Genomic DNA, 24,945 nt, shown 5'->3' on the forward strand with positions numbered 1-24,945 from the left:
TTCGCGCGGATTGGTTGCCGGGTCGTTACACTGACGCCATTCGTTGAAGCGGGGCCGCAGAGCGGCCCCCTGGTTTCCAGGAATTGCAATGTCGCAACTGACCACCGACTGGCAGCACCGTCCCACCCATCGCAAGGTCTGGGCGCTGGCCGCGCCGATGATCCTCTCCAACATTTCGGTGCCACTGGTGGCCCTGGTCGACAGCACTGTGATCGGCCACCTGCCCCACGCCCACCAGCTTGGTGCGGTGGCCGTGGGCGCCACACTGTTCACTTTCATGGTCGGCCTCATGGGCTTCCTGCGCATGGGTTCCACTGGTTTCGCCGCCCAGGCTGCCGGGCGTGCCGATGGCGCTGCGCTGCGCCAGGTGCTGGTGCAAGGCCTGCTGCTCGCTGCGGCCTTCGCCCTGCTCATCGGCTTGCTTGCCCTGCCCTTCAGCCAGCTGGCACTGCACGCCATGCAACCGAGCGAGGCATTGCAGCAATCCACCGAGGACTTCTTCCACACCCGGCTGCTCGGCCTGCCGGCGGCGCTGGCCAGCTATGCGCTGGTCGGCTGGTTCCTCGGTACGCAGAACGCACGGGCGCCGTTGGCGATTCTGCTGACCACCAACCTGCTGAACATTGCCCTCAACCTTTGGTTCGTGCTGGGCCTGAACTGGGGCGTGCTGGGTTCGGCACGGGCCTCGGTGATCGCCGAATGGAGCGCCGCGTTGCTCGGCCTCGCCCTGACCCGCCCGGCCCTGCGCGCCTACCCTGGGCATATCGCCTGGGCCGCGCTCAAGCGCTGGCAGGCCTGGCGGCCATTGCTGGCGGTAAACCGCGACATTTTCCTGCGCAGCCTGGCGCTGCAACTGGTGTTCCTGCTGATCACCGTGCAGGGCGCTCGCCTGGGTGAAGCCACGGTGGCGGCCAACGCCCTGCTGCTCAACGGGCTGTTGCTCACTGCCTATGCCCTCGATGGCCTGGCGCATGCCGTGGAGGCGCTGTGCGGGCATGCCATTGGGGCGCGGGACCGGGATACCTTGCGCCGTTCGCTGGTGGTGGCCTGCGGCTGGTCGCTGATTACCAGCGTGGGGTTTGCCGGTTTGTTCCTGCTGGGCGGGCACCTGTTCATCGACCTGCAGACCGATATTGATAGCGTGCGGGCGGCGGCTTATCCGTACCTGCCGTATCTGGCGCTGCTGCCGTTGATTGCAGTGTGGAGCTACTTGCTCGACGGGCTGTTCATCGGCGCAACCCGGGCGCGGGAGATGCGCAATGCGATGTTGCTGTCGGTGGTGATTGCGCTGCCTTTCGGGGTGGTCATGAGCGGGTTTGGCAACCATGGATTGTGGCTGGCCTTTCTCGGGTTCATGGCGTTGCGGGCAGTGACGTTGGGGTGGGTTGGGTGGAGACTGCATGAACGAGGGCGTTGGATTCAATAGCGCCGGGGCCGCTTTGCGGCCCTTTCGCGACGCAAGGCCGCTCCTACACAAGCAACGCGGACGCTTGTAGGAGCGGCCTTGTGTCGCGAATTGAGGGCGAAGCCCTCACCTGCTGACTCAAAGCCACACACAATCCCAATGCGGGTAATCACCTGCACGTTCTACCAAACCAGCTCGAACAGGATTTGCAATGATGTATCGCGCTGCCGCTTTAACATCCTCGTCCCTGCGCAATGCCCTGTCGTAGAAACCAGGTTGCCAGACGTGTTGTCGCTCAGCCCCTGCACGATACAGAGCACAACTGCTCCGGGACTTGAAGGCGCACATCAGGTTTCCCAGGTTCGCCGAACGGAGCTCGATCAACCAGTGCAAATGATCTGGCATCAAGACCCAAGCCAAAGCTCGACAGCTACCCTCCTCTTCTGCCTGTCGCAATTGCCGGATGACAGCTCGGGCGAACAAAAGCTTATTGAAGAGTGGATTGCGTTTGCGGGTTACGGTGGTGAGCAGGTAGAGCCTGCCTGGCTCTGAGTAGCGCCCTTGGCGCAAGCGGTGATTGCCTTGACCATCCATGTCGTACTTCCTTTGAACATTGCATTCAAAGGTAGATCAGGTGCATCAAAGATCGCGCCGGGATCATTGCGAGGTGTGACTCAGTTGAGGGCTTCGCCCTCATTTCGCGACACAAGGCCGCTCCTACAAGAAACGGGTAAGAGCGGCCTCGGTGATCACGAGGAAAGGTACGAAGAACGCGTCAGACCAAGGCGCAGCGCATCCAGGAACTGGGTCCGCTCACGCGCACTGATCTTGGCGCTGGCCACCTTGTCGCGGTAGTGGGTCATCAACTCCTCCGGCGACAGGTGCACGTAACGCAGCATGTCTTCGATGGTGTCGTGGGTCTCGATACCGGCGTGGTACACGCTGCCATCGGCGTTCTGGTAGATGTTCACCGAGTCGGTGTCACCGAACAGGTTGTGCATGTCACCGAGAATTTCCTGGTAGGCACCGACCAGGAACACGCCCAGCAGGTAGTCCTCGCCTTCGTTGACCGCATGCACTGGCATGCTGGTCTCGATGCTCTGCTCGTCGACGTACTGGTTGATCTTGCCGTCGGAGTCACAGGTCAAGTCCTGCAGCACTGCACGACGCATCGGCTCTTCGTCCAGGCGGTGCAGGGGGATGATCGGCAGTACCTGGCCGATGGCCCAGGTGTCCGGCAGGCTCTGGAACACCGAGAAGTTGCAGATGTACTTGTCGGCCAGCTTGTCGTTGAGCTCGTCCAGCACCTGGCGGTGCGAGCGCTGGCGGGCTTTCAGCGAGTTGTGCAGGCGGCGGCACACGGCGAAGTAGCACTGCTCGGCCAAGGCCTTTTCAGCCAGGCTGAGCTTGCCATCGGCATACTGCGCCGCGACGTCACCCATGTAGTGGGTGGCACGCCAGTAGGTCTCGGTGACCATCTCGATGTCGGTCGGGCCCAGCAGGTCGACCAGCCACTGCACGGTTTCCGGCAGGGCTTCCTTGTTCTCGATGGTCGGCACGTCGTCGTTGTGCTTCTCGACATCGGTGACCTGGATCACCAGCATGGCGTGGTGCGCGGTCAGCGAGCGGCCGCTCTCGGAGAAGATGTGCGGGTGCGGCAGGCCCTGCGCGTCGCAGAACTCCTTGAGCATGCCCACCACCACGCCGGCGTAATCGTCCATGTCGTAGTTGATGGAGCTGGCGTTGCGCGAGTGGGTACCGTCGTAGTCCACGCCCAGGCCACCGCCGACGTCGATATGGTCGACCGGCAGGCCCAGAGCACGCAGTTCGCCGTAGTAGCGGATGGCTTCCTTGAAGCCGTGCTGGTAGTCGGCCAGGTTGGCGATCTGCGAGCCCATGTGGAAGTGCAGCAGGCGGATGCCCTGGTCCAGGCCGGCATCGCGGAAGCGCTGCACCACCGAGATCAGCTGAGCGGCAGACAAGCCGAACTTGGACTTCTCGCCCCCGGTATCGGCCCACTTGCTCGATGCCAGCGACGACAGGCGCACGCGCAGGCCGACCTGTGGCTTGACCTTGAGCTCGGCGGCCTCGTCGATCACCAGGGCCACTTCCGACTCTTTCTCGATGACGATGAACACGTTGTGACCGAGCTTCTGGCCCATCAGCGCCAGGCGGATGAACTCGCGGTCCTTGTAGCCGTTGCAGACAATGGTGCCGCCTTTCGGCGCCAGCGCCAGCACGGCCAGCAGCTCAGGCTTGGAGCCGGCTTCCAGGCCGATCGAGACGTTCTGCGTGGCGATGATGTTTTCCACCACCGCTTCCTGCTGGTTGACCTTGATCGGGTACAGCGCGGTGTACTGGCTCTGGTATTCCAGGCGCGCGATGTTGGCATCGAAGGCGCCGGTCAGCTGGCGTACGCGGTCTTGCAGGATATCGGGGAAGCGCACCAGCAGCGGCAACGACAGGCCGCTCTGACGCAGCTCGTCGACCTGTTCGAACAGGTCGATCGGCGCGCTGCTGGGGCCGTTGGGGCGCACTTCGACGCGCCCGGCTTCATTGATGGCGAAATAACCAGCGCCCCAATGGCGGATGCCGTAAACACTGCGGCTGTCGGCCACGGTCCATTGGCTACCATCGTCTTTGCGTGTGCGTCGTACGGACATTCAAGTCCCCTATAGATAAGTCGAAGACACTGCCCCGCAAGGAGGCGGGCGCAGTGTAAAAGCCAAAAGTGACGATTCGTCCGTGCCCTGGGGTAGACCCTGGTCACGGGAACGAGTTTAGAAAGCGATGGGCAAAAAATCGCGTGGGCGTATCAGCCGCCGGACTTTTTCGCCTTGAAGCCCTGTTTGATCAGCTCGGCGATCAGCAGCTCGACATGGTCGCCTTGGATCTCGATGACCCCATCCTTCAGTGCACCGCCGGTACCGCAGCGACGCTTGAGGGTGGTGGCCAGCTCCTTGAGCTGATCGAGCGGCAGCGGCACGCCGGTGACGGTCGTCACGGTCTTGCCGCCACGGCCTTTGCTTTCACGGCGCACACGGGCGATGCCGTCACCTTCGGGGATGACTGGCTGCTTGCAGGTGCAGGCGTCCACCGGCTGGCCACAGTCGGGGCAGTGCCGACCGGCATCGGTGGAGTAAACGAGACCGCCTAGGGCGGCGAAGGAAGAAGCTTTCTTGGCCACTTTTGTTCCTCTGTGCTGAGGACAAAAACTGGTCGGCCCCTGGGGTTGGGCCCGACCGCGAAGCCCCACTCTGGCAGGGGCGGCGCTACTGCTGCAAGATCCTGCGGCAGCCCGAAAAGGGCGCGCAGTGTAACGATAAATCAGGCCCTTGCTAAGTACTGGAATGCGCCATTTTGCGAATGTTTTGCGACGCCGCTCAACACTGGGGCTGCCAGGCAGCCCCAGCTTCAGGCAAGGGAGGCCTTGTAGCGCTGCAACGCAGCCAGCGAGTCCGGGCAATACGGCTTGGTCAGGCTTTCCTGCTCGGCCTGCTCAAGGCTGATGAATGTTGCCTCGATCACCTCTTCCGGCTGCAGCCGCAACGGCGCATCCGACACCACCGAATACACCGCGCACCAAAGATGGTTGTCCGGCATATCGAAATAGAAGCGCTCGTGGAAGCGCAGATCGACGCCTTCGATGCCCAGCTCCTCGGCCAGCTCGCGGGCAGCCGAGTCGTCATACGCCTCCCCTGCCGTCACCATGCCACCGGCCGCCACATCCCAATACCCCGGGTACAGCGCCTTGCTCAGGGCCCGACGGTGCACGCACAGCTCACCGGCACTGTTGAACAACAGAATGAACGTGCAGCGGCCGATCAGGCCACGCTCGCGCAATTCGGCCCTGGGCAGCGCGCCGAGCACCTGGTCGGCTTCGTCCACCCAGGCGACCAGCTCACGGTCGGAGGCCGCCCGGTGGGCGGCCTCGTTGGCGCTGATGGCCATGCTCAACCCTGCGACAGCAGTTGACGCAGGTCGATGACCGCAGCGTTGGCCCGGGAAATGTAGTTGGCCATGACCAGCGAGTGGTTGGCCCACATGCCGAAGCCGCTGCCGTTGAGCACCATCGGGCTCCACAGCGGTTCCTGCGAGGCTTCCAGCTCACGAATGATCTGGCGCACGCTGACGGTGGCGTTCTTCTTCGCCAGCACGTCGGCGAAGTCGACCTCAATGGCGCGCAGCAGGTGCGACAGCGCCCAGGCCTGGCCACGGGCTTCGTAGAACACGTTGTCGATCTGCAGCCACGGGGTTTCCACCAGCTCTTCATCCACCTGTGGCGCCTGGCCGGCGACCACCGACTCGGTCTTCAGGGTGGTGTTGAGCTTGACCCGGCCAACACTGGCCGACAGGCGCTGGGACAGCGAACCCAGGCGGGTGGCCACGTCACCCAGCCAGTTGTTCAGGTTGTCGGCGCGGGTATAGAAGATCGCACCCTTGTCGCCAGCGGCCAGCCGGGTCTGGTAGCGGCTCAGCGACTTGATGCCATCTTCGAATTCCGACTCGCTCGAAGGCAGGATCCAGCTCTTGTTGTCGAAGTTGAAGCGCGGCTCGGCTTTGGCCAGGTCGGCATCTTCGGTAGATTGCGACTGCGAACGGGCGAAGTCCTTGCGTAGGGCTCGGGACAGGTCACGCACCTGCACCAGCACGCCATACTCCCAGCTCGGCATGTTGTCCATCCACAGGCCAGGCGGGAAGCGGTCGTTGGAAATGTACCCGCCCGGCTTGTTCAGCAAGGTGCCGGCCACGGTCTTGAGGGTCTCGATGGTGGTATAGCCGACGACCATCTGCTGGCCGCCGCGCTCAGCGGCTGCCTGGGCATTCTGCTGTACCGGGAACAGCTTCGGCTCTTCGCTCCAGTACCAGCCCAGGCCAATGCACACCAGCAAGTACAACCCGATCAGGGTTCCAAGGGCTCGGCTCCAAAGCCCGCCAAGGTAGCTACGGGCTGCGGCACCGCGGCCATCCACACGCTCGCGGGGCTCGGCTTTGGCCTCGCGGTTTTTCCAGTCCAGCATGGCATTGTCCTTAATCAGTCACGACGGTTCAGGGGCTTGGACCTCAGGCATGCGCCAGGGTGCCACGGCAAGCCCGCGTCACAGCACTATAAAGCAGACACCGCCTTACGCATAAGCGACCAATGAGTCAGTAACTGAATATTCGTTCGTAAGCCTTTGTTGACGCGGGGCACGTGCGAGTGGAAAAAGAAGTGCTAGCATAGAGCCATCATCGAACCTGCATAGCACATTAATAAGTAGCCAGGACATGACTCAAGCCGCAGAGCCGAGCCCGGAGCGCCTTTCACAGGCGCTCGAACAGCTGTTGCAGCGCCTGTCGCGCACGCGCCTGCGCCACGGCGACCAGCCCGATAAGCTGGAGTTGCCGCCTGCGCGCAAACCGGTCTATCTGCTGCTCAACGACCATGAGCGCGCCGAGCGCCTCGCCCAGCAGCTGGAGTTCTTTGGCCTGAGCGCGCAACCGCAGCCTTGCGCCCGTGCATTTCTGGCATCGCTGGCCGAGCAGCCTCCTGCCGCCATCGTCATGGATGTCGATTTCGCCGGCCCCGGTGCGGGCCTGCCGTTGGCGGCGTTGGCGCAGCGGGGGCAGGCGCAGCCCATACCGCTGCTGTTCTTCAGCCTGCACGAAGCCGAGACGACCACCCGCCTGGCCGCCGTGCGCGCCGGCGGCCAGGCGTTTCTGACCGGTACGCTGGAGGCTTCCAGCTTGCTGGAAAAACTTGAAGTCATCACCAGCAGCGCCCAGCAAGACCCGTTGCGCGTACTGATCGTCGACGACTCACGCGCCCAGGCCCTGCATACCGAGCGGGTACTGGCCAGTGCCGGGATGCTGACCCGCAGCCTGAACGACCCGATCCGCGCCATGGTCGAGCTTGCCGACTTCCAGCCCGACCTGATCATCCTCGACCTGTACATGCCGACGTGTTCGGGCCCGGAACTGGCCAAGGTGATCCGCCACAACGACCGTTACGTCAGCGTGCCGATCATCTATCTGTCCGCCGAGGACGACCTGGACAAGCAGCTCGATGCAATGAGCGAAGGTGGCGACGACTTCCTGACCAAGCCGATCCGCTCGCGGCACCTGATCACCACCGTGCGCAACCGCGCAGCCCGCGCCCGCCACCTAAAGGCGCGCATGGTCCGCGACAGCCTGACCGGGCTGTACAACCACACGCACATCCTGCAACTGCTCGAAGACTGCAGCTACCGCGCCCGCCGCGAACGGCAACCGCTGAGCTTCGCCATGCTCGACATCGACCACTTCAAGAAAATCAACGACCGCCACGGCCACCCTATGGGCGACCGTGTGATCAAGAGCCTGGCGCTGTTCCTCAAGCAACGCCTGCGCAAGACCGACTTCATCGGCCGCTATGGTGGCGAGGAGTTTGCCATCGTCATGCCCAATACCTCGCTGGAGGCCGCGCATAAGGTGCTGGACGACATTCGCCGGCGCTTTGCCGAGATTCTTTACCCGGCGCAGCCGGAAGATCTGCGGTGCACCTTCAGTGCCGGGGTGGTGCAGCTGATTGACGGGCTGGATGCGCTGAGCATGGCCAGCACGGCGGACGAGGCGCTGTACCGGGCCAAGCATGCGGGGCGCAACTGTGTGGTCAGGGTCGATCTGTAACGGCCTCGCGCAATAGCTCAAAGCCATCATCGTCATCACCTGGTAACAAATTCGCCATAAATTCAAGCACCTATCTCTCGACTCCCCCGCAGGAAGTTCGCGGCTATGCGCCTGAAGTGGCTGACCAATCTCAACACCCTGTTGCTGGTGACCGTGTGTATCGCCCTGGGTGCGACCTTGTGGTGGTCGCAACGCGCCCTGGAGCGGCCCTATCAGTTGATGGAGCGCTACCTGGGCCTGTCGCAGCAGTTCCAGAACCAGACAGCGCGCAACATCCAGGCTTACCTGGGCAGTGGCGATGCCTTGCGCCACGCCGCAGCCGTCGAAGCCAACAAGCAGCTCGAAGCCTCACTGACCGATTGGCCACCCGAACTGGCCAACAAGCTGCGCCCAAGCCTGGACACCCTGCAGGCCTTCACCACCAACGAACTGCTCGCCGCGGGCAAGCTGGCCGGCGACCCGCAGGCCCTGCTGCAGCAGGCCGAACGCGAACTGGGGACCAACTTCGAACAACTGACCGCCTATGCCCGCGACAGCGGCAGCAGCGAAGCCAACCGCTACCTCTTGCCACTGCTCGATGCCACGGTGCACCTGGGCCGCTTGTCGCTGGCCCGGGACAAACTGGTCAGCAGCGGTCGCGCGGAGCTGGCCGATGAAGTCGAGCGCGAGCTGCAACTGATCCGCAACCAGGCCCAGGTCATCGACGGCCTGCCGCTATTGGGCGTAACCCGTGCCGCCGAATCCAACGCCGACGACTTCGCCGCCCTGATGGGCCTGGAGTCCCAGGCCAGCGAGCAACAGGAGGACGTAGCAGTCAGCCTCAAGCGCGAGCTGCAAAGCCTGCTCAGCCGCTACCCCGCCGAGCTGCAGCGCACCCGCGAGCAGATCGAACGCCGCACCGCCCTGGCCGCGAGCACCAACCAGCGCCTGGAAGCCGTGCAACAGGCCATCGCCGGCCTCGAGCCGGAAGTGCGCGGGCAGCACGGCAAGATTGCCGGTGAAGTGCGCCTCATGCAGGGGCTGATGATCGGCCTGATCCTGCTGATCGCCCTGCTCATCGACACCTTGCAGCGCCGCCTGGCGCGCACCCTTACCAGCCTGGCGCCGGCCCTGTCGCGCTGGGCCGAGGGTGACTTTGCCGCGCCAATCGCGCTGGGCAAGACCAACCGCGAGCTGCACGACATCCAGGAATCGCTCAACCGCCTGCGCCAGTATCTGGTGGCGCTGGTCGGCACCATCCGCCACAACGCCGAGCAGGTCGCGGGCAGCAGCCACGCCCTGGCTGGCATGAGCGCCGCCCTGCACGAGGGCGCCGAGCGCCAGGCCGGCGACACCGGGCAGATTCGCGATGCGCTCGGCGAGCTGGAAGCGACTATCCAGCAAGTGGCCGGTGATGCCAGCTCCGCCGCCGATGCCAGCCGCAATGCCGGCCGTGCAGTGGAACAGGGCCAGACGGTGATCGGCCAGAGCCTTTCGGGGCTGCGAGCGCTGGTCGACGAGGTGCAGGGCAATGCGCGCATGATCGAACAGCTGGCCGAAGAGTCGGCCACCATCGGCGGGGTGCTGACGGTGATTCGCGCCATCGCCGAACAGACCAACCTGCTGGCACTGAATGCAGCCATCGAGGCCGCCCGTGCCGGCGAGATGGGCCGTGGTTTCGCGGTGGTGGCCGACGAGGTGCGCTCACTGGCGCAGCGCACCACCGGGGCAACCGGTGAAATCCAGGCATTGATCGACCGCCTGCAGCAGGCGGCGCGGGAGTCGGTGGCCGGCATGCGTACCCAGCTCGAACATGCCGAAGCCACCGCAAACCAGGCCCAGGCCGCCGATGGCGCACTGGATGAAATCGTCAGCGCGATTCGCACGATTGCCGATACGGCAGTGCGCATTGCCGATGTCACGGCGCAGCAGACTGGCGCGGTCAGTGAGATTCGCGATCACAGTGAGCGGATTCACGAATTGGGTGAAGACAACCTGCAGCGCATTGGTGAAGGGCGTGAGCAGGGTGAGCAACTGCTCAACCTGGGTGGGGAGCTGAGCAAGGCAGTGCGGGCCTTCAGGGTCTGAGGTCGCCTGTGCCGGCCCTTTCGCGGCTAAAGCCGCGAAAGGGCCGGCACAGGCAATACACAACGGGAGCCATGTGTCGCGGTCGCTTTCAACCAGCGCCAACTCCGTTATCATGCGGGCACGTTCCACCTCGCGAGTCCGCCATGCGCCGCCTGTTTTTCCTGCTGTTCCTGCTGCTGGCCAGCCCTGCCTTCGCCTCGGGCCTGCTCGACAACCGCCCCAGCGCCACCCTCGGCGCCGCTTCGCTGTCCGCCAATGCCGACTTCCTGCCGGTGCACGAAGCCTTCAAACTCAGCCTGGTGCAAGCCGACGCCCAAACCCTCAAGTTGCGGTTCGTTGCCACCGACGGTTACTACCTGTACCGCCACCGCTTCCAATTCCGCACGGAACCGGCAGACATCGCCCTGGGCGCGCCAAACATCCCCAAGGGTGAAGCCAAGCACGACGAATTCTTTGGCGACGTCGAGGTGTACCACGGCGTGCTCGACATCGAGATCCCGCGCACCGACGCCCGTGCCTTCACCCTGCTGGTGGGCTACCAGGGCTGCGCTGACAAAGGCCTTTGCTACCCGCCAGAAACCGAACGCCTGAGCATCGATGGCGTGGCCGGCGCAGCGCAATCGGCGACTGACGAGGGCGGCTGGAACTGGAAGTCGCTGCTGCTGTTCTTCCTCGCCGGGGTCGGCCTGACCTTCACGCCTTGCGTGCTGCCGATGCTGCCGATCCTCTCCGGCGTGGTCCTGCGCGGCCAGGTGGGCGGCCTGCGTGGCCTGGCCCTGTCGCTGGCCTACGTGCTGCCGATGGCCGCCAGCTTCGCCGTGCTCGGCGCGCTGATGGGCCTGTTCGGCGCCGGCCTGAACCTGCAGGCACGCCTGCAATCGGCCTGGGTGCTGGTGCCATTCGCGCTGTTCTTCGTGGTGTTCGCCCTGGCCATGTTCGGCCTGTTCGAGCTCAAGCTGCCGCAAGCCCTCAGCAACCGTCTGAACAACGTCGCCAACCACACCCGGGGTGGCTCGCTGCTCGGTGCAGCGGTGCTCGGCGTGCTCTCCAGCCTGCTGGTCTCGCCCTGCGTCTCGGCGCCGCTGGCCGGCGCCTTGCTGTACATCAGCGCCAGCGGCGATGCCGTGGGCGGCGCACTAAAGCTGTTCGCACTGGGCCTTGGCATGGGCGCACCCTTGCTGCTGATTGCCACCGGTGGGGCAACCTGGCTGCCGAAGAGCGGCCCTTGGCTGAACACCGTGAAAAACGCCATCGGCGTGCTGCTGCTGGGCCTGGCCATCGGGCTGCTCAGCCGCGTGCTGCCGGGGCCAGCGACCTTGCTGCTGGTCGGCTTCCTGGCGGCTGGCGTGGCGCTGTTCCTCGGCGCCCTGGAGTTCGTGGTCAAAACGCCACGCCAGCGTTTGGCACAACTGTTGGGGCTGGCGCTGCTGGTGTATGCGCTGGCCTGCTGGTACGGCGCGCTCAGTGGCCAGGGTGACCCGCTGCGTCCACTGCCGCCCCCCGCCGCTGCCACCGCCAGCGGTGTCGTGGCCAAGGCAGATGCCTGGCAAACCGTCACCACCCCGGCCGCACTGGACGCTGCCCTGGCCGAAGCCAAAGCCGCTGGCCAACCCGTGCTGCTGGACTGGTACGCCGACTGGTGCATCAGCTGCAAGGTGATCGAGCACGAAGTGCTCAATGCACCGCAGGTCCAAGGGCAATTGACCGGCTTCAAGCTGCTGCGCTTCGACATCACCGAGAGCAGCGCCGAACAGCGCACGTTGCTCGACCGCTATCAGCTGTTCGGGCCGCCGGCGCTGTTGTTCTTTGCCGCGAACGGCAGCGAAATGACTCCCGATCGGGTCGTTGGCGAGATAAACGCCGGGGATTTTGCGCAAATTCTGACGCGCGTACGCGGCAAACTCGGTCTATAACTTCCCGCGTGCCGGGAAATTTATCCCAATGAGTGACCAGATTTAATTATCCGGTCACATACTTCGCGCGAACCTCGGGCAACGTGCTGGCTATTGCCGGGAACTGGACACTTGCCGTCGCTTTGCGGCACACTCGCCGCGCTGTGTCGAATTGCCCTACAAATCCAAGGAAACCGCAGATGGCAACCCTACTGGTGCTTCACGGCCCCAACCTGAACCTGCTCGGGACTCGCGAACCGGGCCACTACGGCGCCGTGACCCTGGCCCAGATCAACCAGGACCTGGAGCAGCGCGCCCGTGCCGCTGGCCACCATTTGCAGTACCTGCAGAGCAATGCCGAGTACGAACTCATCGAACGTATTCACGCTGCACGCAACGAGGGTGTGGACTTCATCCTGATCAATCCGGCTGCTTTCACCCACACAAGCGTCGCATTACGTGACGCATTGCTCGCGGTGAGCATCCCATTCATCGAAGTGCATCTGTCCAACGTGCACAAACGCGAACCGTTCCGTCACCACTCCTACTTTTCCGATGTTGCAGTAGGCGTGATCTGCGGCCTGGGCGCCAGCGGTTACCGCCTGGCCCTGGAATCCGCACTGGAACAACTGGCTGCCAACGCACAGCCCTGATAACGAAAACCCTGGCCTCAGTGGGCCGGGGTTACAGAGAAACGTTCAGATACGTTTTTAAATTTCGCCCCCTGACCGAACCTTTGGGAGTTGATGATTAATGGATATCCGTAAAGTCAAGAAACTGATCGAGCTGCTGGAAGAGTCTGGCATCGACGAGCTGGAGATCAAGGAAGGCGAAGAGTCGGTCCGTATCAGCCGCCACAGCAAGACCCCGGCCGCCCAGCAGTTCTACGCACCTGCACCCATGGCTGCCGCCCCTGCCGCCGCGCCTGCGCCTGCCGCTGCTGCTGCCCCAGCCGCCGAAGCTGCCGCCCCTGCCCTGAAAGGCAACGTGGTTCGCTCGCCAATGGTCGGCACCTTCTACCGCAAGCCGTCGCCGACCTCGCCTAACTTCGCTGAAGTTGGCCAGAGCGTGAAGAAGGGCGACACCCTGTGCATCGTTGAAGCGATGAAGATGATGAACCACATCGAAGCCGAGTTTGGCGGTGTCATCGACGCCATCCTGGTAGAAGACGGCCAGCCGGTTGAGTTCGACCAGCCGCTGTTCACCATCGTTTGAATCGCGGAGAGCCAACGATGTCTGCGAAGCTCGAAAAAGTCCTGATCGCCAACCGCGGGGAAATTGCCCTGCGGATCCTGCGTGCCTGCAAAGAGCTGGGCATCAAGACCGTCGCCGTGCACTCCACTGCCGACCGTGAACTGATGCACCTGGGCCTGGCAGACGAATCGGTCTGCATCGGTCCCGCGCCATCCAAGGATTCGTACCTGAAGATCCCGGCGATCATCGCCGCTGCCGAAGTGACTGGCGCCACCGCGATCCACCCTGGCTATGGCTTCCTGGCAGAAAACGCCGATTTCGCCGAGCAGGTGGAAAAATCCGGTTTCGCCTTCATCGGCCCGAAAGCCGACACCATTCGCCTGATGGGCGACAAGGTTTCGGCCAAGGACGCGATGATCAAGTCGGGCGTTCCGACCGTACCGGGCTCCGATGGCCCGCTGCCGGAAGACGAAGAGGTCGCCCTGGCGATCGCCCGTGAGGTCGGCTACCCGGTGATCATCAAGGCCGCCGGCGGCGGTGGTGGTCGCGGCATGCGCGTGGTGCACAAGGAAGAGGACCTGATTGCCTCGGCCAAGCTCACCCGTACCGAAGCCGGTGCTGCCTTCGGCAACCCGATGGTCTACCTGGAGAAGTTCCTGACCAACCCACGTCACGTGGAAGTTCAGGTGCTGTCCGACGGCCAGGGCAACGCCATCCACCTGGGTGACCGTGACTGCTCGCTGCAGCGCCGCCACCAGAAGGTGCTGGAAGAAGCTCCGGCCCCGGGCATCGACGAGAAGGCCCGTCAGGAAGTCTACAAGCGTTGCGTCGATGCGTGCATCGAGATCGGCTACCGCGGTGCCGGTACCTTCGAGTTCCTGTACGAGAACGGCCGTTTCTACTTCATCGAGATGAACACCCGTGTGCAGGTTGAGCACCCGGTGTCTGAGATGGTCACCGGTATCGACATCGTCAAGGAGATGCTGAGCATCGCCGCTGGCAACAAGCTGTCGTTCCGCCAGGAAGACGTGGTTATCCGTGGCCACTCGCTGGAGTGCCGGATCAACGCCGAAGACCCGAAGAAGTTCATTCCGAGCCCAGGCAAGGTCAAACACTTCCACGCCCCGGGCGGCAACGGCGTCCGCGTCGATTCGCACCTGTACAGCGGTTACTCGGTTCCGCCGAACTACGACTCGCTGATCGGCAAGCTGATCACCTACGGCAAGGACCGCGACGAAGCCATGGCGCGCATGCGCAATGCCCTGGACGAGATCGTCGTCGACGGCATCAAGACCAACATCCCACTGCACCGCGACCTGGTGCGTGATGAAGGTTTCTGCAAAGGCGGCGTGAACATCCACTACCTCGAGCACAAACTGGCCAGCCAGGAGTGATCGCGTTAGCGTGATGCACCAAAACCCCGGCCCAGTGCCGGGGTTTTTTTTGCCTGCCAGGCCCTACCCCTTCATCCGCGGCATTTCGATCCGGTGCTCATGCACCCGCCGATACAAGGTCGCCCGTGATATCCCTAACGCCCGCGCCGCTTCCGCCGGTTTCCAGCGATGCCGGATCAAGGCATCGAGCAGCAACTGCCGAGCCGGGCTCGATACCTCGGCATCAACAGCTGGCACGGCATCACCCCGCACCTCCAGCGGCAGACTTTCGAGGCTCACCTGCCCGCCCTCGCTGACCGCACAGGCATAGCGCAGCACCTGCCGCAGCTGGCGCAAATTCCCTGGCCAGCGGTACACCAGCAGCGCCTGTAGCGCATCGTCGGCCAGCATCACCTCAACCCCGCAAGCCTCGGCCTCCTCAGCCAGCAACTGATGAATCAGGCCCAATCGGTCCTCCCGATCCCTTAGCGGCGGCAACTCGAAGCGGGCATTGGCCAAGCGAAAATACAGGTCTTCACGAAATCGCCCTTCACTCACCATCGCCGCCAGGTCGCGGTGCGTCGCGCAGATCACTTGAATATCCACCCGCTCCCGTCGCGCAGCCCCCAGCGGCGCCACCTCGCCTTCGGCCAGCACCCGCAGCAGCCGGGTCTGCAGGCTGAGCGGCATGTCGCCGATCTCGTCGAGGAACAAGGTGCCGCCATCGGCCTGCTGCAGCAGCCCCTGCATGCCTTTGCTCGAGGCACCGGTAAACGCCCCGGCGACGTAACCGAACAGCTCGCTCTCGATCAGGCTCTCGGGGATGGCAGCACAGTTCAGCGTGACGAACGGCCCATCGCGGCGCTGACTCTGCTGGTGCAACTGACGCGCGAAGACCTCCTTGCCGGCACCGGTCTCGCCCTGCACCAGCACCGCCAGGTTGCAATCCTTGACCCGCGTGGCCAACCGCAAGTGCTGTTCGATACGCGCATCCTGCGCTTGCTGCAAGGGTTGCGTCCGACCACGCCGCTGGGGGGCGCTGACCCGTCCGTACAGCCCGCCCCAACCTGGAAGGCGCTGGGCCGAGGCCTCGTTGGCGCGGCGCAACTGGTCCATGTCGAACAGCTCGCCGATGTGCTCAGGCAAGCGCCCATGCCGCGCCAGCAAACGCTCGCGTGCCAGGCTGTTGATCGCCTGCAGGCGGCCGTCGGCATCCCAGGCCAGCAAGTAGTCCGGCTGGCTTTCCACATAACCCGGCGTGCCGTGGGCGCGCATCACCCAGTGGCCCTGAGCGCTGTGCATGAAAAAGGCGTTCTCGATCTCCCGTGCAGTCTGTTCCACCAGTTGCAGGATCAGGTGCTGGCTGCGCCGGTCGTCCGGGGATTGCAGGGCCGACACATCCACCACGCCAAGCAGCTCGCCCTGCGGGTCGAATACCGGTGCAGCGGTGCAGGTCAGGCCGATGAAGGCGGCGCGAAAGTGATCGCGCTTGTGCACCGTGACCGGCGCCTTGCTGGTCAGCACCGCCGCCACGCCACACGTGCCCTCCTCGCCCTCCGACCAGCACGTGCCCAGGGACAGGCCGGCCTTGCGGCAGTCGTTGCGGATGGCCGACTCGACCCGGTAGTCGATGGTGCGCCCCAACGCATCGGTCAGCAGCACGCAATAGTCGGCGCCACGTACTCGTGCATGCAGACGCGCCACGGCATCGCTGGCAATGCGCAGGAACAGTTCGGCGCGTTCGCGGCATTCGTTGAGCAGGCTTTGGGAAAGGATGCGCGGCCCCTGCTGGGACCCGGGGTCGAGGCGGTAGAGCTCCATGGAACGGCGCCATGAGTCGAGAATCAGCGGCGGTACCGGCGCCTGGGGCAGGCGGTCGGCATTCTTCAGCACCCGGCTGACGCAATCGACATGGGCTCGGGAGTTCGCGGCAAGCATGAGGCCTCCGGTTCCTGTTTGTTCTTGTCGTTGTGCGGCCATTAAGCGCCTGCCGGCATGTCCCGACAAGCGCTGAGTGATTACCGGCGGGCTTGAGACGCAGCGTCTCAGCAGCCAGGCCCCGGGCCTGCAATGCTGGCACGCAGCGTCTCAGGCAAGGGCCACTGCTGCCGGGCCGAGTAGCGCCCAAAGCGCTCTGCGACAGCCCTTGCAGGGCAAGTGAAGAAAGCTGGCACCCGCCTTGCTCAAGCTTAGGCAAACAAGAACACGAGGTGTGCCATGCCGCAGCCCGCCCCGACCCTCGGGATCATTGCCAACCCTGCCTCAGGCCGCGACCTGCGTCGCCTGACCAGCAATGCCGGGCTCTATTCCAGTACCGACAAGGCCTCGGTTATCCAGCGCCTGCTCGCCGCCTTCGGTGCTACCGGCGTCGCCGATGTGCTGCTGCCCACTGACATGACCGGTATCGCCGCCGCCGTGCTCAAGGCCAGCCTTGGCCCCGTGGCGCGGGACCAGCACTGGCCGCGCCTGGAACTGCTCGACCTGCCCTTGACCCAGACCGTCAGCGACACCCGCCTGGCCACCCGACAGATGGTCGAGCGCGGCGTGGCGATGATCGCCGTGCTGGGCGGCGACGGCACGCACAAGGCGGTGGCAGCTGAGGCCGGGAATACTCCCCTGCTTACCCTGTCCACCGGCACCAACAACGCCTTCCCGGAGCTGCGCGAAGCCACCAGCGCCGGGCTGGCCGGTGGTTTGCTGGCGTGCGGCCGGGTACCCGCCAGCATCGGCCTGCGCCGCAACAAGCGGCTGCTGGTGAAGGTGCCAGAGCAACAGCTGTGCGAATGGGCGCTGGTCGAAGTGGCGGTGTCGCCGCAACGCTTCATCGGCGCCCGCGCGCTGAGCCGCAGCGAAGACCTCAGCGAAATCTTCGCCTGCTTCGCCGAGCCCCACGCCATCGGCCTGTCCGCGCTCTGCGGGCTGTGGCAACCGGTGGCCCGCCATGAACCCCACGGTGCCTGGGTAAGGCTCAACCCCGGGGCCGAGCAGGCCCTGCTTGCCCCGCTGGCCCCCGGTTTGCTGCAAGGCTGCGGCATCACCGCCAGCGGCACGCTCAGCCCCGGCGTAGCGCATCGCCTGAGCCTGGCTGCCGGCACCCTGGCCCTGGATGGGGAACGCGAGATCGAATTTGCCGAACACGACACCCCAACCATCACCCTCGACTTGCAAGGCCCGTTGACCATTGACGTCGAGGCCGTGCTGGCACATGCCGCCCGTCACCACCTGCTGGCCGTCCCGCGCGGCCATCGGCTGCACCCTGCAACCCCGTGTTGAGACAACCCTGGAGAACAACAAGATGTCCACTCACCTCAGTACAGAGCAATTGCTGCATGCCTATGAAGTGATGCGCACCATCCGCGCCTTCGAAGAACGCCTGCACGTGGAGTTCGCCACCGGCGAGATCCCCGGTTTCGTCCACCTGTATGCCGGCGAAGAAGCCTCCGCTGCCGGCGTCATGGCACACCTGCGCGACAGCGACTGCATTGCCTCGACCCACCGCGGCCATGGCCACTGCATCGCCAAGGGCGTCGATGTGTACGGCATGATGGCCGAGATCTACGGCAAGAAAACCGGCGTGTGCGGCGGCAAGGGCGGCTCGATGCATATCGCCGACCTGGAAAAAGGCATGCTCGGTGCCAACGGCATCGTCGGTGCCGGTGCGCCACTGGTGGCCGGTGCCGCCCTGGCGGCCAAGATCAAGGGCAATGACAACGTGGCCGTGGCCTTTTTCGGTGACGGGGCCTCCAACGAAGGCGCGGTGTTCGAAGCGATGAACCTGGCCTCGATCATGAACCTGCCGTGCATCTTCGTTGCCGAGAACAACGGCTACGCCGAAGCCACCGCCTCGACCTGGTCGGTGGCTTGCGACCACATCGCCGACCGCGCCGCCGGCTTCGGCATGCCAGGGGTGACCATCGACGGCTTCGACTTCTTTGCCGTTCACGAGGCTGCCGGCGCCGCCATCGAGCGCGCCCGCGCCGGGCAGGGGCCATCGCTGATCGAGGTCAAGCTCAGCCGCTACTACGGCCACTTCGAAGGCGACGCACAGACCTACCGCGCCCCTGACGAGGTGAAAAACCTGCGCGAGTCCCGCGACTGCCTGCTGCAATTGCGCAACAAGACCCTCCGCGCAGGCCTGCTGCAGGCCGCGCAACTGGACGCTATCGACGCCCGGGTCGACGACCTGATCGAAGACGCGGTGCGCCGCGCCAAGGCCGACCCCAAGCCACAGCCCGCCGACCTGCTCACCGACGTCTACGTCAGCTACCCCTGAGCCCGGACAACAAGAACAACAGGAGAATCACCATGGCTAGAAAAATCAGCTACCAACAGGCCATCAACGAAGCCCTGGCGCAGGAAATGCGCCGCGACAGCAGTGTGTTTATCATCGGCGAAGACGTTGCCGGTGGTGCCGGTGCCCCAGGTGAGGATGACGCCTGGGGTGGCGTGCTTGGCGTCACCAAGGGCCTGTACCACCAGTTCCCAGGCCGCGTGCTCGATGCACCGCTCTCGGAAATCGGCTACGTCGGCGCCGCCGTGGGGGCCGCCACCCAAGGCCTGCGCCCGGTGTGCGAGCTGATGTTCGTCGACTTCGCCGGCTGCTGCCTGGACCAGATCCTCAACCAGGCGGCCAAGTTCCGCTACATGTTCGGCGGCAAGGCGGTCACCCCGCTGGTGATGCGCACCATGTACGGCGCCGGCCTGCGCGCCGCCGCCCAGCACTCGCAGATGCTCACCTCGCTATGGACCCACATCCCCGGCCTGAAGGTGGTCTGCCCGTCCTCGCCCTACGACGCCAAGGGCCTGCTGATCCAGGCGATCCGCGACAATGACCCGGTGATCTTCTGCGAGCACAAGTTGCTCTACAGCCTGCAGGGCGAGGTGCCGGAAGAGGTCTACACCGTACCGTTCGGCGAGGCCAACTTCCTGCGCGACGGCGACGACGTGACCTTGGTGACCTACGGGCGCATGGTCCACGTGGCCATGGAAGCCGCCAACAATCTGGCCCGCCAGGGCATCGACTGCGAAGTGCTGGACCTGCGCACCACCAGCCCGCTGGACGAGGACAGCATTCTCGAAAGCGTGGAAAAGACCGGCCGCCTGGTGGTGATCGACGAAGCCAACCCGCGCTGCTCGATGGCCACCGACATCAGCGCACTGGTCGCGCAAAAAGCTTTCGCCGCGCTCAAGGGCCCGATCGAGATGGTCACCGCGCCGCACACCCCGGTGCCGTTCTCTGACGCCCTGGAAGACCTGTACATCCCTGACGCGGCGAAGATCGAAGCGGCCGTGCGCAAAGTGATCGAAGCTGCGAGGAGTGCCGCATGAGCCAGATCCATACCCTGACCATGCCCAAGTGGGGCCTGTCGATGACCGAGGGCCGGGTCGACGCCTGGCTCAAGCAGGAGGGGGACGAAATCAGCAAGGGCGACGAAGTGCTGGATGTCGAAACCGACAAGATCAGCAGCAGCGTCGAGGCGCCATTCAGCGGCGTGCTGCGCCGCCAGGTGGCCCGGCCCGACGAAACCCTGCCGGTCGGTGCGCTGCTGGCGGTGGTGGTGGAAGGTGAAGCCGAAGAATCGGAAATTGATGCCGTTGTGCAACGCTTCCAGGCCGAGTTCGTCGCCGAGGGCGGCACCGACCAGGCCCAGGGGCCGGCACCGCAGAAGGCCGAGGTGGCCGGGCGCCTGCTGCGCTGGTTCGAGCTGGGCGAAGGTGGCACGCCGCTGGTACTGGTGCACGGCTTTGGCGGCGACCTCAACAACTGGCTGTTCAACCACCCGGCACTGGCGGCCGAACGGCGGGTCATCGCCCTGGACCTGCCGGGGCATGGTGAATCGGCCAAGGCCTTGCAAAAAGGTGACCTGGATGAACTGAGCGAAACCGTGCTGGCCCTGCTCGATCATCTGGACATTGCCAAGGTCCACTTGGCCGGGCATTCCATGGGCGGCGCGGTCAGCCTGAATGTGGCGCGGCTGGCGCCGCAGCGGGTGGCGAGCCTGAGCCTGGTGGCCAGTGCCGGGCTGGGTGAGACGATCAATGGCCAGTACCTGCAAGGTTTCGTCGCCGCCGCCAACCGCAACGCACTGAAGCCGCAGATGGTGCAGCTGTTCGCCGACCCGGGGCTGGTGACCCGCCAGATGCTCGAAGACATGCTCAAGTTCAAGCGGCTAGAAGGCGTGGACGAGGCGTTACGGCAACTGGCGGCGGCGCTGGCTGACGGCGATCGTCAGCGGCATGACCTGCGAAGCGTGCTCGGGCAGCACCCGGCGCTGGTGATCTGGGGGGCCGAGGACGCGATCATTCCGGCGGCGCATGCCGACGGGGTCGAGGCCGAGGTGCTGGTGGTGCCTGGGGTTGGGCACATGGTGCAGATGGAGGCGGCGGAGCAGGTCAATCAAAAGATGGCCGAATTCCTCGCCAGGCATTGAGATTGCCGGGGCCGCTTCGCGGCCCATCGCCAGCAAGCGCGGCTCCCACAAGTTACAGCGCGACGCGGTCTGCCGCCCTGCTCTACAAACCCCCCGCACTCGCGTAAACTGCCAGCCTTCGCGCAGCCTCGGGCTGCCCCTGTCAGATTTACCAAAGGTGCCCGCCATGCCTTGGCTGCAAGTACGCCTGGCCATCAGCCCGGAACAAGCCGAAACCTACGAAGACGCCCTGCTCGAAGTCGGCGCCGTATCGGTCACGTTCATGGACGCTGAAGACCAGCCGATCTTCGAACCCGACCTCAACACCACTCCGCTGTGGTCGCACACTCACTTGCTGGCCCTGTTCGAAGCCGACGCCGAGCCTGAAGCGGTGTTCGCCCACCTGCAACTGCTGACCGGCGCCGAGCTGCCCGAGCACCAGGCCGAGGTGATCGAGGACCAGGACTGGGAGCGCAGCTGGATGGACGGTTTCCAGCCGATGCGCTTCGGCCAGCGCCTGTGGATCGTGCCGAGCTGGCACGAGGCCCCGGAAAAGGACGCGGTCAACCTGCTGCTCGACCCGGGCCTGGCCTTCGGTACCGGCACCCACCCGACCACCGCGCTGTGCCTGGAATGGCTCGACGGCCAGCAGCTGCAAGATACCCAGGTGCTGGACTTCGGTTGCGGCTCGGGCATCCTCGCCATCGCCGCCCTGCTGCTCGGCGCGCGTGAAGCGGTCGGTACCGACATCGACGTGCAGGCCATCGAAGCCTCGCGCGATAATGCCCAGCGCAACGGCATCGCCGACGAGAAGCTGGCGCTGTACCTGCCCGAGCACATGCCGGCCATGCAGGCCGACGTGCTGGTCGCCAACATCCTCGCTGGCCCGCTGGTCTCGCTGGCGCCGCAGCTGTCCGGCCTGGTCCGCCCAGGTGGCCTGCTGGCGCTGTCGGGCATCCTTGCCGAACAGGGTGAAGAAGTGGCCGCCGCGTACGCCGCCGATTTCGATCTGGACCCGATCGTCGTGCGCGACGGCTGGGTGCGCATCAGTGGTCGGCGCCGCTAAGCGGGCCTAGAATAGTTCTCTGCATAGCTCCCGGATTGCCGCATGACCGACAGTTTCGTCACCCAGTGCCCGCATTGCCAGACCAGCTTTCGCGTCACCCATCACCAGTTGAGCGTGGCTCGCGGCGTCGTGCGCTGCGGTCACTGCCTGCAGGTGTTCAATGCGGCCAAGCAGTTGCTGGAGCAAAACCGCGCCGCAGCCAGCCCTGCGCCCGTTGTTGCACCGCCTGCGGTGGTCGAGCCAGTCGCTGCGCCTGAACCGGCAGTCAGCGAGCCGCCGCCGGTAAGTAAAGAAGACTGGGCCATGACCGCCCAGGCCCTGGATGAACTGGACCTTGACCAGGAGCTGGCGCGCCTTGAACGCCGTGGCGAGCCGACCGAACCGCATGCGGACATCAAGGCCAATGCCTTGCAAGCCCGCCGCGACGAGCCGGCGGCCGACGAGCATGGCGACGAACTGTTCGGCACCGCTACCGACGAACCGTATGAGCCTCATGAGCCTCCTGAAGACCATGCCTCGACCCCGGTGCTGCTGGATGAACAGCCGCTGGAGCCTGAACCCGGTGATCGCCACGAGCCGACCCTTGGCGGCAACCTGGACCTCGACCTCGACGAGGAACCGTCAACGCAGCGCGTAGCTGAACCTGAACCGGTTGAGCACTTCGAAGAACATGACGATATCGTTCACGAAAAAGGCCTCAGCGCCCGTGATGACGACGACACCGACCTCCACCTGTCGGCCCGTGACGACGACCCGCTCGAGCCATTGCCCGGCGAACGCCTGGAACCTGGCTTCGCCGCCAGGCCTGAGCGCCCGTCGCGCAAGGAACCGCTGGTCGACGTGGTCGACGACCCGCTGCAATTGGGCTGGGAAAAACCCCGGCCCAACTGGGGCAAGCGCCTGCTGTGGGGTTTCCTGACCCTGTTGGCTGCTGGCCTGTTGGCCTTCCAGTACGTGTGGTTCCACTTCGACGAACTGGCCCGCCAGGACCAGTACCGGCCAATCTTCCAGCAACTGTGCCCGGTGCTCGGCTGCCAGGTGCCGACCCGCGTCGATATCGGCCGGATCAAGAGCAGCAACCTGGTGGTGCGCAGCCACCCGGACTTCAAGGGCGCGCTGATCGTCGATGCGATCATCTACAACCGCGCACCGTTCGCCCAGCCGTTCCCGCTGCTGGAGCTGCGGTTCGCCGACCTCAACGGCCAGCTGATCGCTAGCCGTCGCTTCAAGCCCAGCGAATACCTGTCGGGTGAACTGGCCGGGCGTGGCGAAATGCCCAGCCAGACCCCGATTCATATCGCCCTGGATATTCTCGACCCAGGCCCGAAGGCCGTGAACTACAGCCTCAGCTTCCGTTCGCCGGAGTGACGGCGCGCTGCTGGCTGCCGAAATATAGGCGCCAGCCTGCTGTCGCGAACCCTTGGGCATAAGGCCGCAACTGTTCAGAATTTATCCAAATCCTTCTTTATCCGGTCACCGAGAGCGGGTATCATGCCAACCCTTTTTCGACTCCAATGATTCGGCCCCACAACAGGGAACACCTATGTCGGCGGTACGCATCGGCCCATACACACTACGCAACAACCTGATCCTCGCGCCCATGGCCGGGGTCACGGACCAGCCTTTCCGTACACTTTGCAAGCGCCTGGGCGCCGGCATGGTGGTATCGGAGATGGTCAGCAGCGACATGAGCCTGTGGAACAGCCGCAAGTCCAGCCTGCGCCGCATCCATGAAGGTGATCCCGAGCCGCGCTCGGTACAGATCGCCGGTGGTGATGCGCAGATGATGGCGGCGGCGGCCCGGGCCAACGTCGAGGCAGGCGCCCAGATCATCGACATCAACATGGGCTGCCCGGCAAAAAAAGTCTGCAACAAAGCTGCAGGCTCTGCTTTATTGAGAGATGAAGCGCTGGTCACGGAAATCCTCCACGCCGTTGTCGGCGCGGTGGACGTGCCAGTGACGCTGAAAATCCGCACCGGCTGGGACCGGGCGAACAAGAACGGCCTGAACGTGGCGAAGATCGCCGAACAGGCTGGCATCCAGGCGCTGGCGGTGCATGGCCGCACACGCGCCGACCTGTACACCGGCGAAGCCGAATACGACACCATCGCTGTCATCAAGCAAGCGGTGTCGATCCCGGTTTTCGCCAATGGCGATATCACTTCGCCAGAAAAGGCCCGGGCGGTGCTGGATGCCACCGGGGTCGACGGCTTGCTGATTGGCCGGGCTGCCCAGGGGCGGCCGTGGATCTTTCGCGAGATCGAACATTTTTTGGGGACTGGCCAGCATTTGCCGCCCCCGCAGTTGGACGAAGTGGAACGCATCCTGCTGGAGCACCTGGCCGCGCTGCATGCCTTCTATGGCGATGTGATGGGCGTACGTATCGCCCGCAAGCACGTGGGCTGGTACCTGGCAACACGACCCGGCGGCAAGGAGTTTCGCTCCCGGTTCAACGCTTTGGAAGACACACAAGCGCAGTGCGCCAACGTTCGCGAGTATTTCAGCGAACGTCGACAGAGCCTTGAGACAGAGGACGGACAAGGGGTGGCCGCATGACGATGATGACCGAGACATTAGTGAGTGGAACAACGCCCGTGAGCGACAACGCCAACCTCAAACAGCACCTCAACACGCCGAGCGAAGAGGGCCAGACCCTTCGCGACAGCGTCGAGAAGGCGCTGCACAACTACTTCGCACACCTGGAAGGCGCGACCGTCACTGACGTGTACAACCTGGTGCTGTCCGAAGTCGAGGCGCCCCTGCTCGAAAGCGTGATGAACTACGTGAAGGGTAACCAGACCAAGGCCAGCGAGATGCTCGGGCTCAACCGTGGCACCCTGCGCAAGAAGCTCAAGCAGTACGACTTGTTGTAAGCCAGAATCCCAATCA

General features: G+C 64.5%; 21 protein-coding genes. 15 read left to right on the plus strand and 6 right to left on the minus strand.

Annotation, left to right across the window (positions count from 1 at the left end; all coding sequences use genetic code 11):
- The first annotated feature begins 88 nt into the window (after window positions 1–88).
- Window positions 89–1,426 carry an MATE family efflux transporter gene (locus tag APH28_RS14840; RefSeq protein WP_060510503.1) on the plus strand — a complete coding sequence of 446 codons (1,338 nt, stop codon included), beginning with the start codon at window positions 89–91 and terminating at the stop codon, window positions 1,424–1,426.
- A 117-nt stretch (window positions 1,427–1,543) separates the two neighbouring features.
- On the opposite strand, the gene APH28_RS28125 is transcribed toward APH28_RS14840, so the two are convergent.
- The 5 genes from APH28_RS28125 to APH28_RS14860 form a co-directional block, all read right to left on the minus strand.
- Window positions 1,544–1,999 (minus strand): transposase, encoded by a 456-nt coding sequence (locus tag APH28_RS28125; RefSeq protein WP_082432305.1) that lies wholly within the window; start codon window positions 1,997–1,999, stop codon window positions 1,544–1,546.
- 155 nt (window positions 2,000–2,154) lie between these two features.
- Window positions 2,155–4,068 carry an arginine decarboxylase gene (gene speA / locus APH28_RS14845; RefSeq protein ID WP_060510505.1) on the minus strand — a complete coding sequence of 638 codons (1,914 nt, stop codon included), beginning with the start codon at window positions 4,066–4,068 and terminating at the stop codon, window positions 2,155–2,157.
- Between the two features lie 152 nt (window positions 4,069–4,220).
- Window positions 4,221–4,592, minus strand: coding sequence for a translation initiation factor Sui1 (locus tag APH28_RS14850; protein WP_060510506.1), 372 nt, complete (start codon window positions 4,590–4,592; stop codon window positions 4,221–4,223).
- A 227-nt stretch (window positions 4,593–4,819) separates the two neighbouring features.
- Complete coding sequence (locus APH28_RS14855) at window positions 4,820–5,356, minus strand: NUDIX hydrolase (protein WP_060510509.1); 537 nt, start codon at window positions 5,354–5,356, stop codon at window positions 4,820–4,822.
- A 2-nt stretch (window positions 5,357–5,358) separates the two neighbouring features.
- Window positions 5,359–6,426 carry a DUF2333 family protein gene (locus tag APH28_RS14860; RefSeq protein WP_060510511.1) on the minus strand — a complete coding sequence of 356 codons (1,068 nt, stop codon included), beginning with the start codon at window positions 6,424–6,426 and terminating at the stop codon, window positions 5,359–5,361.
- A 247-nt stretch (window positions 6,427–6,673) separates the two neighbouring features.
- Between APH28_RS14860 and APH28_RS14865 the strand changes: the two genes are divergently transcribed.
- The 6 genes from APH28_RS14865 (at window position 6,674) to accC (ending at window position 14,600) form a co-directional block, all read left to right on the plus strand.
- Window positions 6,674–8,053 carry a diguanylate cyclase gene (locus tag APH28_RS14865; protein WP_060510513.1) on the plus strand — a complete coding sequence of 460 codons (1,380 nt, stop codon included), beginning with the start codon at window positions 6,674–6,676 and terminating at the stop codon, window positions 8,051–8,053.
- 219 nt (window positions 8,054–8,272) lie between these two features.
- Window positions 8,273–10,120 carry a methyl-accepting chemotaxis protein gene (locus APH28_RS14870; RefSeq protein ID WP_371263089.1) on the plus strand — a complete coding sequence of 616 codons (1,848 nt, stop codon included), beginning with the start codon at window positions 8,273–8,275 and terminating at the stop codon, window positions 10,118–10,120.
- Between the two features lie 143 nt (window positions 10,121–10,263).
- Window positions 10,264–12,033, plus strand: a complete 1,770-nt coding sequence (locus APH28_RS14875) for a protein-disulfide reductase DsbD (protein WP_060510517.1) — start codon at window positions 10,264–10,266, stop codon at window positions 12,031–12,033.
- A gap of 179 nt (window positions 12,034–12,212) precedes the next feature.
- Entirely contained in the window at window positions 12,213–12,665 is a 453-nt protein-coding gene (gene aroQ / locus APH28_RS14880; RefSeq protein WP_027920816.1) for a type II 3-dehydroquinate dehydratase, read from the plus strand.
- 100 nt (window positions 12,666–12,765) lie between these two features.
- Window positions 12,766–13,227 carry an acetyl-CoA carboxylase biotin carboxyl carrier protein gene (gene accB / locus APH28_RS14885; RefSeq protein ID WP_060510519.1) on the plus strand — a complete coding sequence of 154 codons (462 nt, stop codon included), beginning with the start codon at window positions 12,766–12,768 and terminating at the stop codon, window positions 13,225–13,227.
- A 17-nt stretch (window positions 13,228–13,244) separates the two neighbouring features.
- On the plus strand, window positions 13,245–14,600 hold the full coding sequence (accC, locus tag APH28_RS14890) for an acetyl-CoA carboxylase biotin carboxylase subunit (protein WP_060510521.1): 1,356 nt from the start codon (window positions 13,245–13,247) through the stop codon (window positions 14,598–14,600).
- Between the two features lie 63 nt (window positions 14,601–14,663).
- Here the strand turns inward: accC and APH28_RS14895 are convergent, their stop codons facing one another.
- Window positions 14,664–16,517: a sigma-54-dependent Fis family transcriptional regulator gene (locus tag APH28_RS14895; protein ID WP_060510523.1), complete on the minus strand. Its 1,854-nt coding sequence runs from the start codon at window positions 16,515–16,517 to the stop codon at window positions 14,664–14,666.
- Between the two features lie 279 nt (window positions 16,518–16,796).
- Between APH28_RS14895 and APH28_RS14900 the strand changes: the two genes are divergently transcribed.
- The 8 genes from APH28_RS14900 (at window position 16,797) to fis (ending at window position 24,929) form a co-directional block, all read left to right on the plus strand.
- A complete protein-coding gene (locus APH28_RS14900; RefSeq protein ID WP_060510525.1) occupies window positions 16,797–17,852 on the plus strand; it encodes an ATP-NAD kinase family protein in 1,056 nt (351 codons plus the stop codon).
- A 22-nt stretch (window positions 17,853–17,874) separates the two neighbouring features.
- Window positions 17,875–18,852 carry a thiamine pyrophosphate-dependent dehydrogenase E1 component subunit alpha gene (locus tag APH28_RS14905; RefSeq protein ID WP_060510606.1) on the plus strand — a complete coding sequence of 326 codons (978 nt, stop codon included), beginning with the start codon at window positions 17,875–17,877 and terminating at the stop codon, window positions 18,850–18,852.
- 32 nt (window positions 18,853–18,884) lie between these two features.
- On the plus strand, window positions 18,885–19,907 hold the full coding sequence (locus APH28_RS14910; RefSeq protein ID WP_060510527.1) for an alpha-ketoacid dehydrogenase subunit beta: 1,023 nt from the start codon (window positions 18,885–18,887) through the stop codon (window positions 19,905–19,907).
- On the plus strand, window positions 19,904–21,010 hold the full coding sequence (locus tag APH28_RS14915; protein WP_060510530.1) for an acetoin dehydrogenase dihydrolipoyllysine-residue acetyltransferase subunit: 1,107 nt from the start codon (window positions 19,904–19,906) through the stop codon (window positions 21,008–21,010). The genes APH28_RS14910 and APH28_RS14915 overlap by 4 nt, the downstream gene beginning before the upstream one ends.
- A 166-nt stretch (window positions 21,011–21,176) precedes the next feature.
- On the plus strand, window positions 21,177–22,055 hold the full coding sequence (gene prmA / locus APH28_RS14920) for a 50S ribosomal protein L11 methyltransferase (RefSeq protein ID WP_060510532.1): 879 nt from the start codon (window positions 21,177–21,179) through the stop codon (window positions 22,053–22,055).
- A gap of 42 nt (window positions 22,056–22,097) precedes the next feature.
- Window positions 22,098–23,423 (plus strand): DUF3426 domain-containing protein, encoded by a 1,326-nt coding sequence (locus APH28_RS14925; RefSeq protein WP_060510534.1) that lies wholly within the window; start codon window positions 22,098–22,100, stop codon window positions 23,421–23,423.
- A gap of 175 nt (window positions 23,424–23,598) precedes the next feature.
- Complete coding sequence (gene dusB / locus APH28_RS14930; RefSeq protein WP_060510536.1) at window positions 23,599–24,612, plus strand: tRNA dihydrouridine synthase DusB; 1,014 nt, start codon at window positions 23,599–23,601, stop codon at window positions 24,610–24,612.
- Complete coding sequence (gene fis / locus APH28_RS14935; RefSeq protein WP_008093076.1) at window positions 24,609–24,929, plus strand: DNA-binding transcriptional regulator Fis; 321 nt, start codon at window positions 24,609–24,611, stop codon at window positions 24,927–24,929. Before dusB ends, fis begins: the two co-directional genes overlap by 4 nt.
- The last annotated feature ends 16 nt before the right edge of the window (window positions 24,930–24,945 follow it).

The sequence above is a fragment of the Pseudomonas sp. NBRC 111124 genome (assembly GCF_001320245.1).
Lineage (GTDB): Bacteria > Pseudomonadota > Gammaproteobacteria > Pseudomonadales > Pseudomonadaceae > Aquipseudomonas.

Coding starts and splice junctions, on each gene's coding strand:
- speA (WP_060510505.1), bottom strand. CDS start 4,068: ATGTCCGTACGACGCACACGCAAAGACGATGGTAGCCAATGGACCGTG.
- APH28_RS14870 (WP_371263089.1), top strand. CDS start 8,273: ATGGAGCGCTACCTGGGCCTGTCGCAGCAGTTCCAGAACCAGACAGCG.
- APH28_RS14925 (WP_060510534.1), top strand. CDS start 22,098: ATGACCGACAGTTTCGTCACCCAGTGCCCGCATTGCCAGACCAGCTTT.
- prmA (WP_060510532.1), top strand. CDS start 21,177: ATGCCTTGGCTGCAAGTACGCCTGGCCATCAGCCCGGAACAAGCCGAA.
- accB (WP_060510519.1), top strand. CDS start 12,766: ATGGATATCCGTAAAGTCAAGAAACTGATCGAGCTGCTGGAAGAGTCT.
- APH28_RS14905 (WP_060510606.1), top strand. CDS start 17,875: ATGTCCACTCACCTCAGTACAGAGCAATTGCTGCATGCCTATGAAGTG.
- aroQ (WP_027920816.1), top strand. CDS start 12,213: ATGGCAACCCTACTGGTGCTTCACGGCCCCAACCTGAACCTGCTCGGG.
- APH28_RS14840 (WP_060510503.1), top strand. CDS start 89: ATGTCGCAACTGACCACCGACTGGCAGCACCGTCCCACCCATCGCAAG.
- APH28_RS14915 (WP_060510530.1), top strand. CDS start 19,904: ATGAGCCAGATCCATACCCTGACCATGCCCAAGTGGGGCCTGTCGATG.
- fis (WP_008093076.1), top strand. CDS start 24,609: ATGACGATGATGACCGAGACATTAGTGAGTGGAACAACGCCCGTGAGC.
- APH28_RS14900 (WP_060510525.1), top strand. CDS start 16,797: ATGCCGCAGCCCGCCCCGACCCTCGGGATCATTGCCAACCCTGCCTCA.
- APH28_RS14860 (WP_060510511.1), bottom strand. CDS start 6,426: ATGCTGGACTGGAAAAACCGCGAGGCCAAAGCCGAGCCCCGCGAGCGT.
- dusB (WP_060510536.1), top strand. CDS start 23,599: ATGTCGGCGGTACGCATCGGCCCATACACACTACGCAACAACCTGATC.
- APH28_RS14875 (WP_060510517.1), top strand. CDS start 10,264: ATGCGCCGCCTGTTTTTCCTGCTGTTCCTGCTGCTGGCCAGCCCTGCC.
- APH28_RS14855 (WP_060510509.1), bottom strand. CDS start 5,356: ATGGCCATCAGCGCCAACGAGGCCGCCCACCGGGCGGCCTCCGACCGT.
- APH28_RS14910 (WP_060510527.1), top strand. CDS start 18,885: ATGGCTAGAAAAATCAGCTACCAACAGGCCATCAACGAAGCCCTGGCG.
- APH28_RS14895 (WP_060510523.1), bottom strand. CDS start 16,517: ATGCTTGCCGCGAACTCCCGAGCCCATGTCGATTGCGTCAGCCGGGTG.
- APH28_RS14865 (WP_060510513.1), top strand. CDS start 6,674: ATGACTCAAGCCGCAGAGCCGAGCCCGGAGCGCCTTTCACAGGCGCTC.
- accC (WP_060510521.1), top strand. CDS start 13,245: ATGTCTGCGAAGCTCGAAAAAGTCCTGATCGCCAACCGCGGGGAAATT.
- APH28_RS28125 (WP_082432305.1), bottom strand. CDS start 1,999: ATGGATGGTCAAGGCAATCACCGCTTGCGCCAAGGGCGCTACTCAGAG.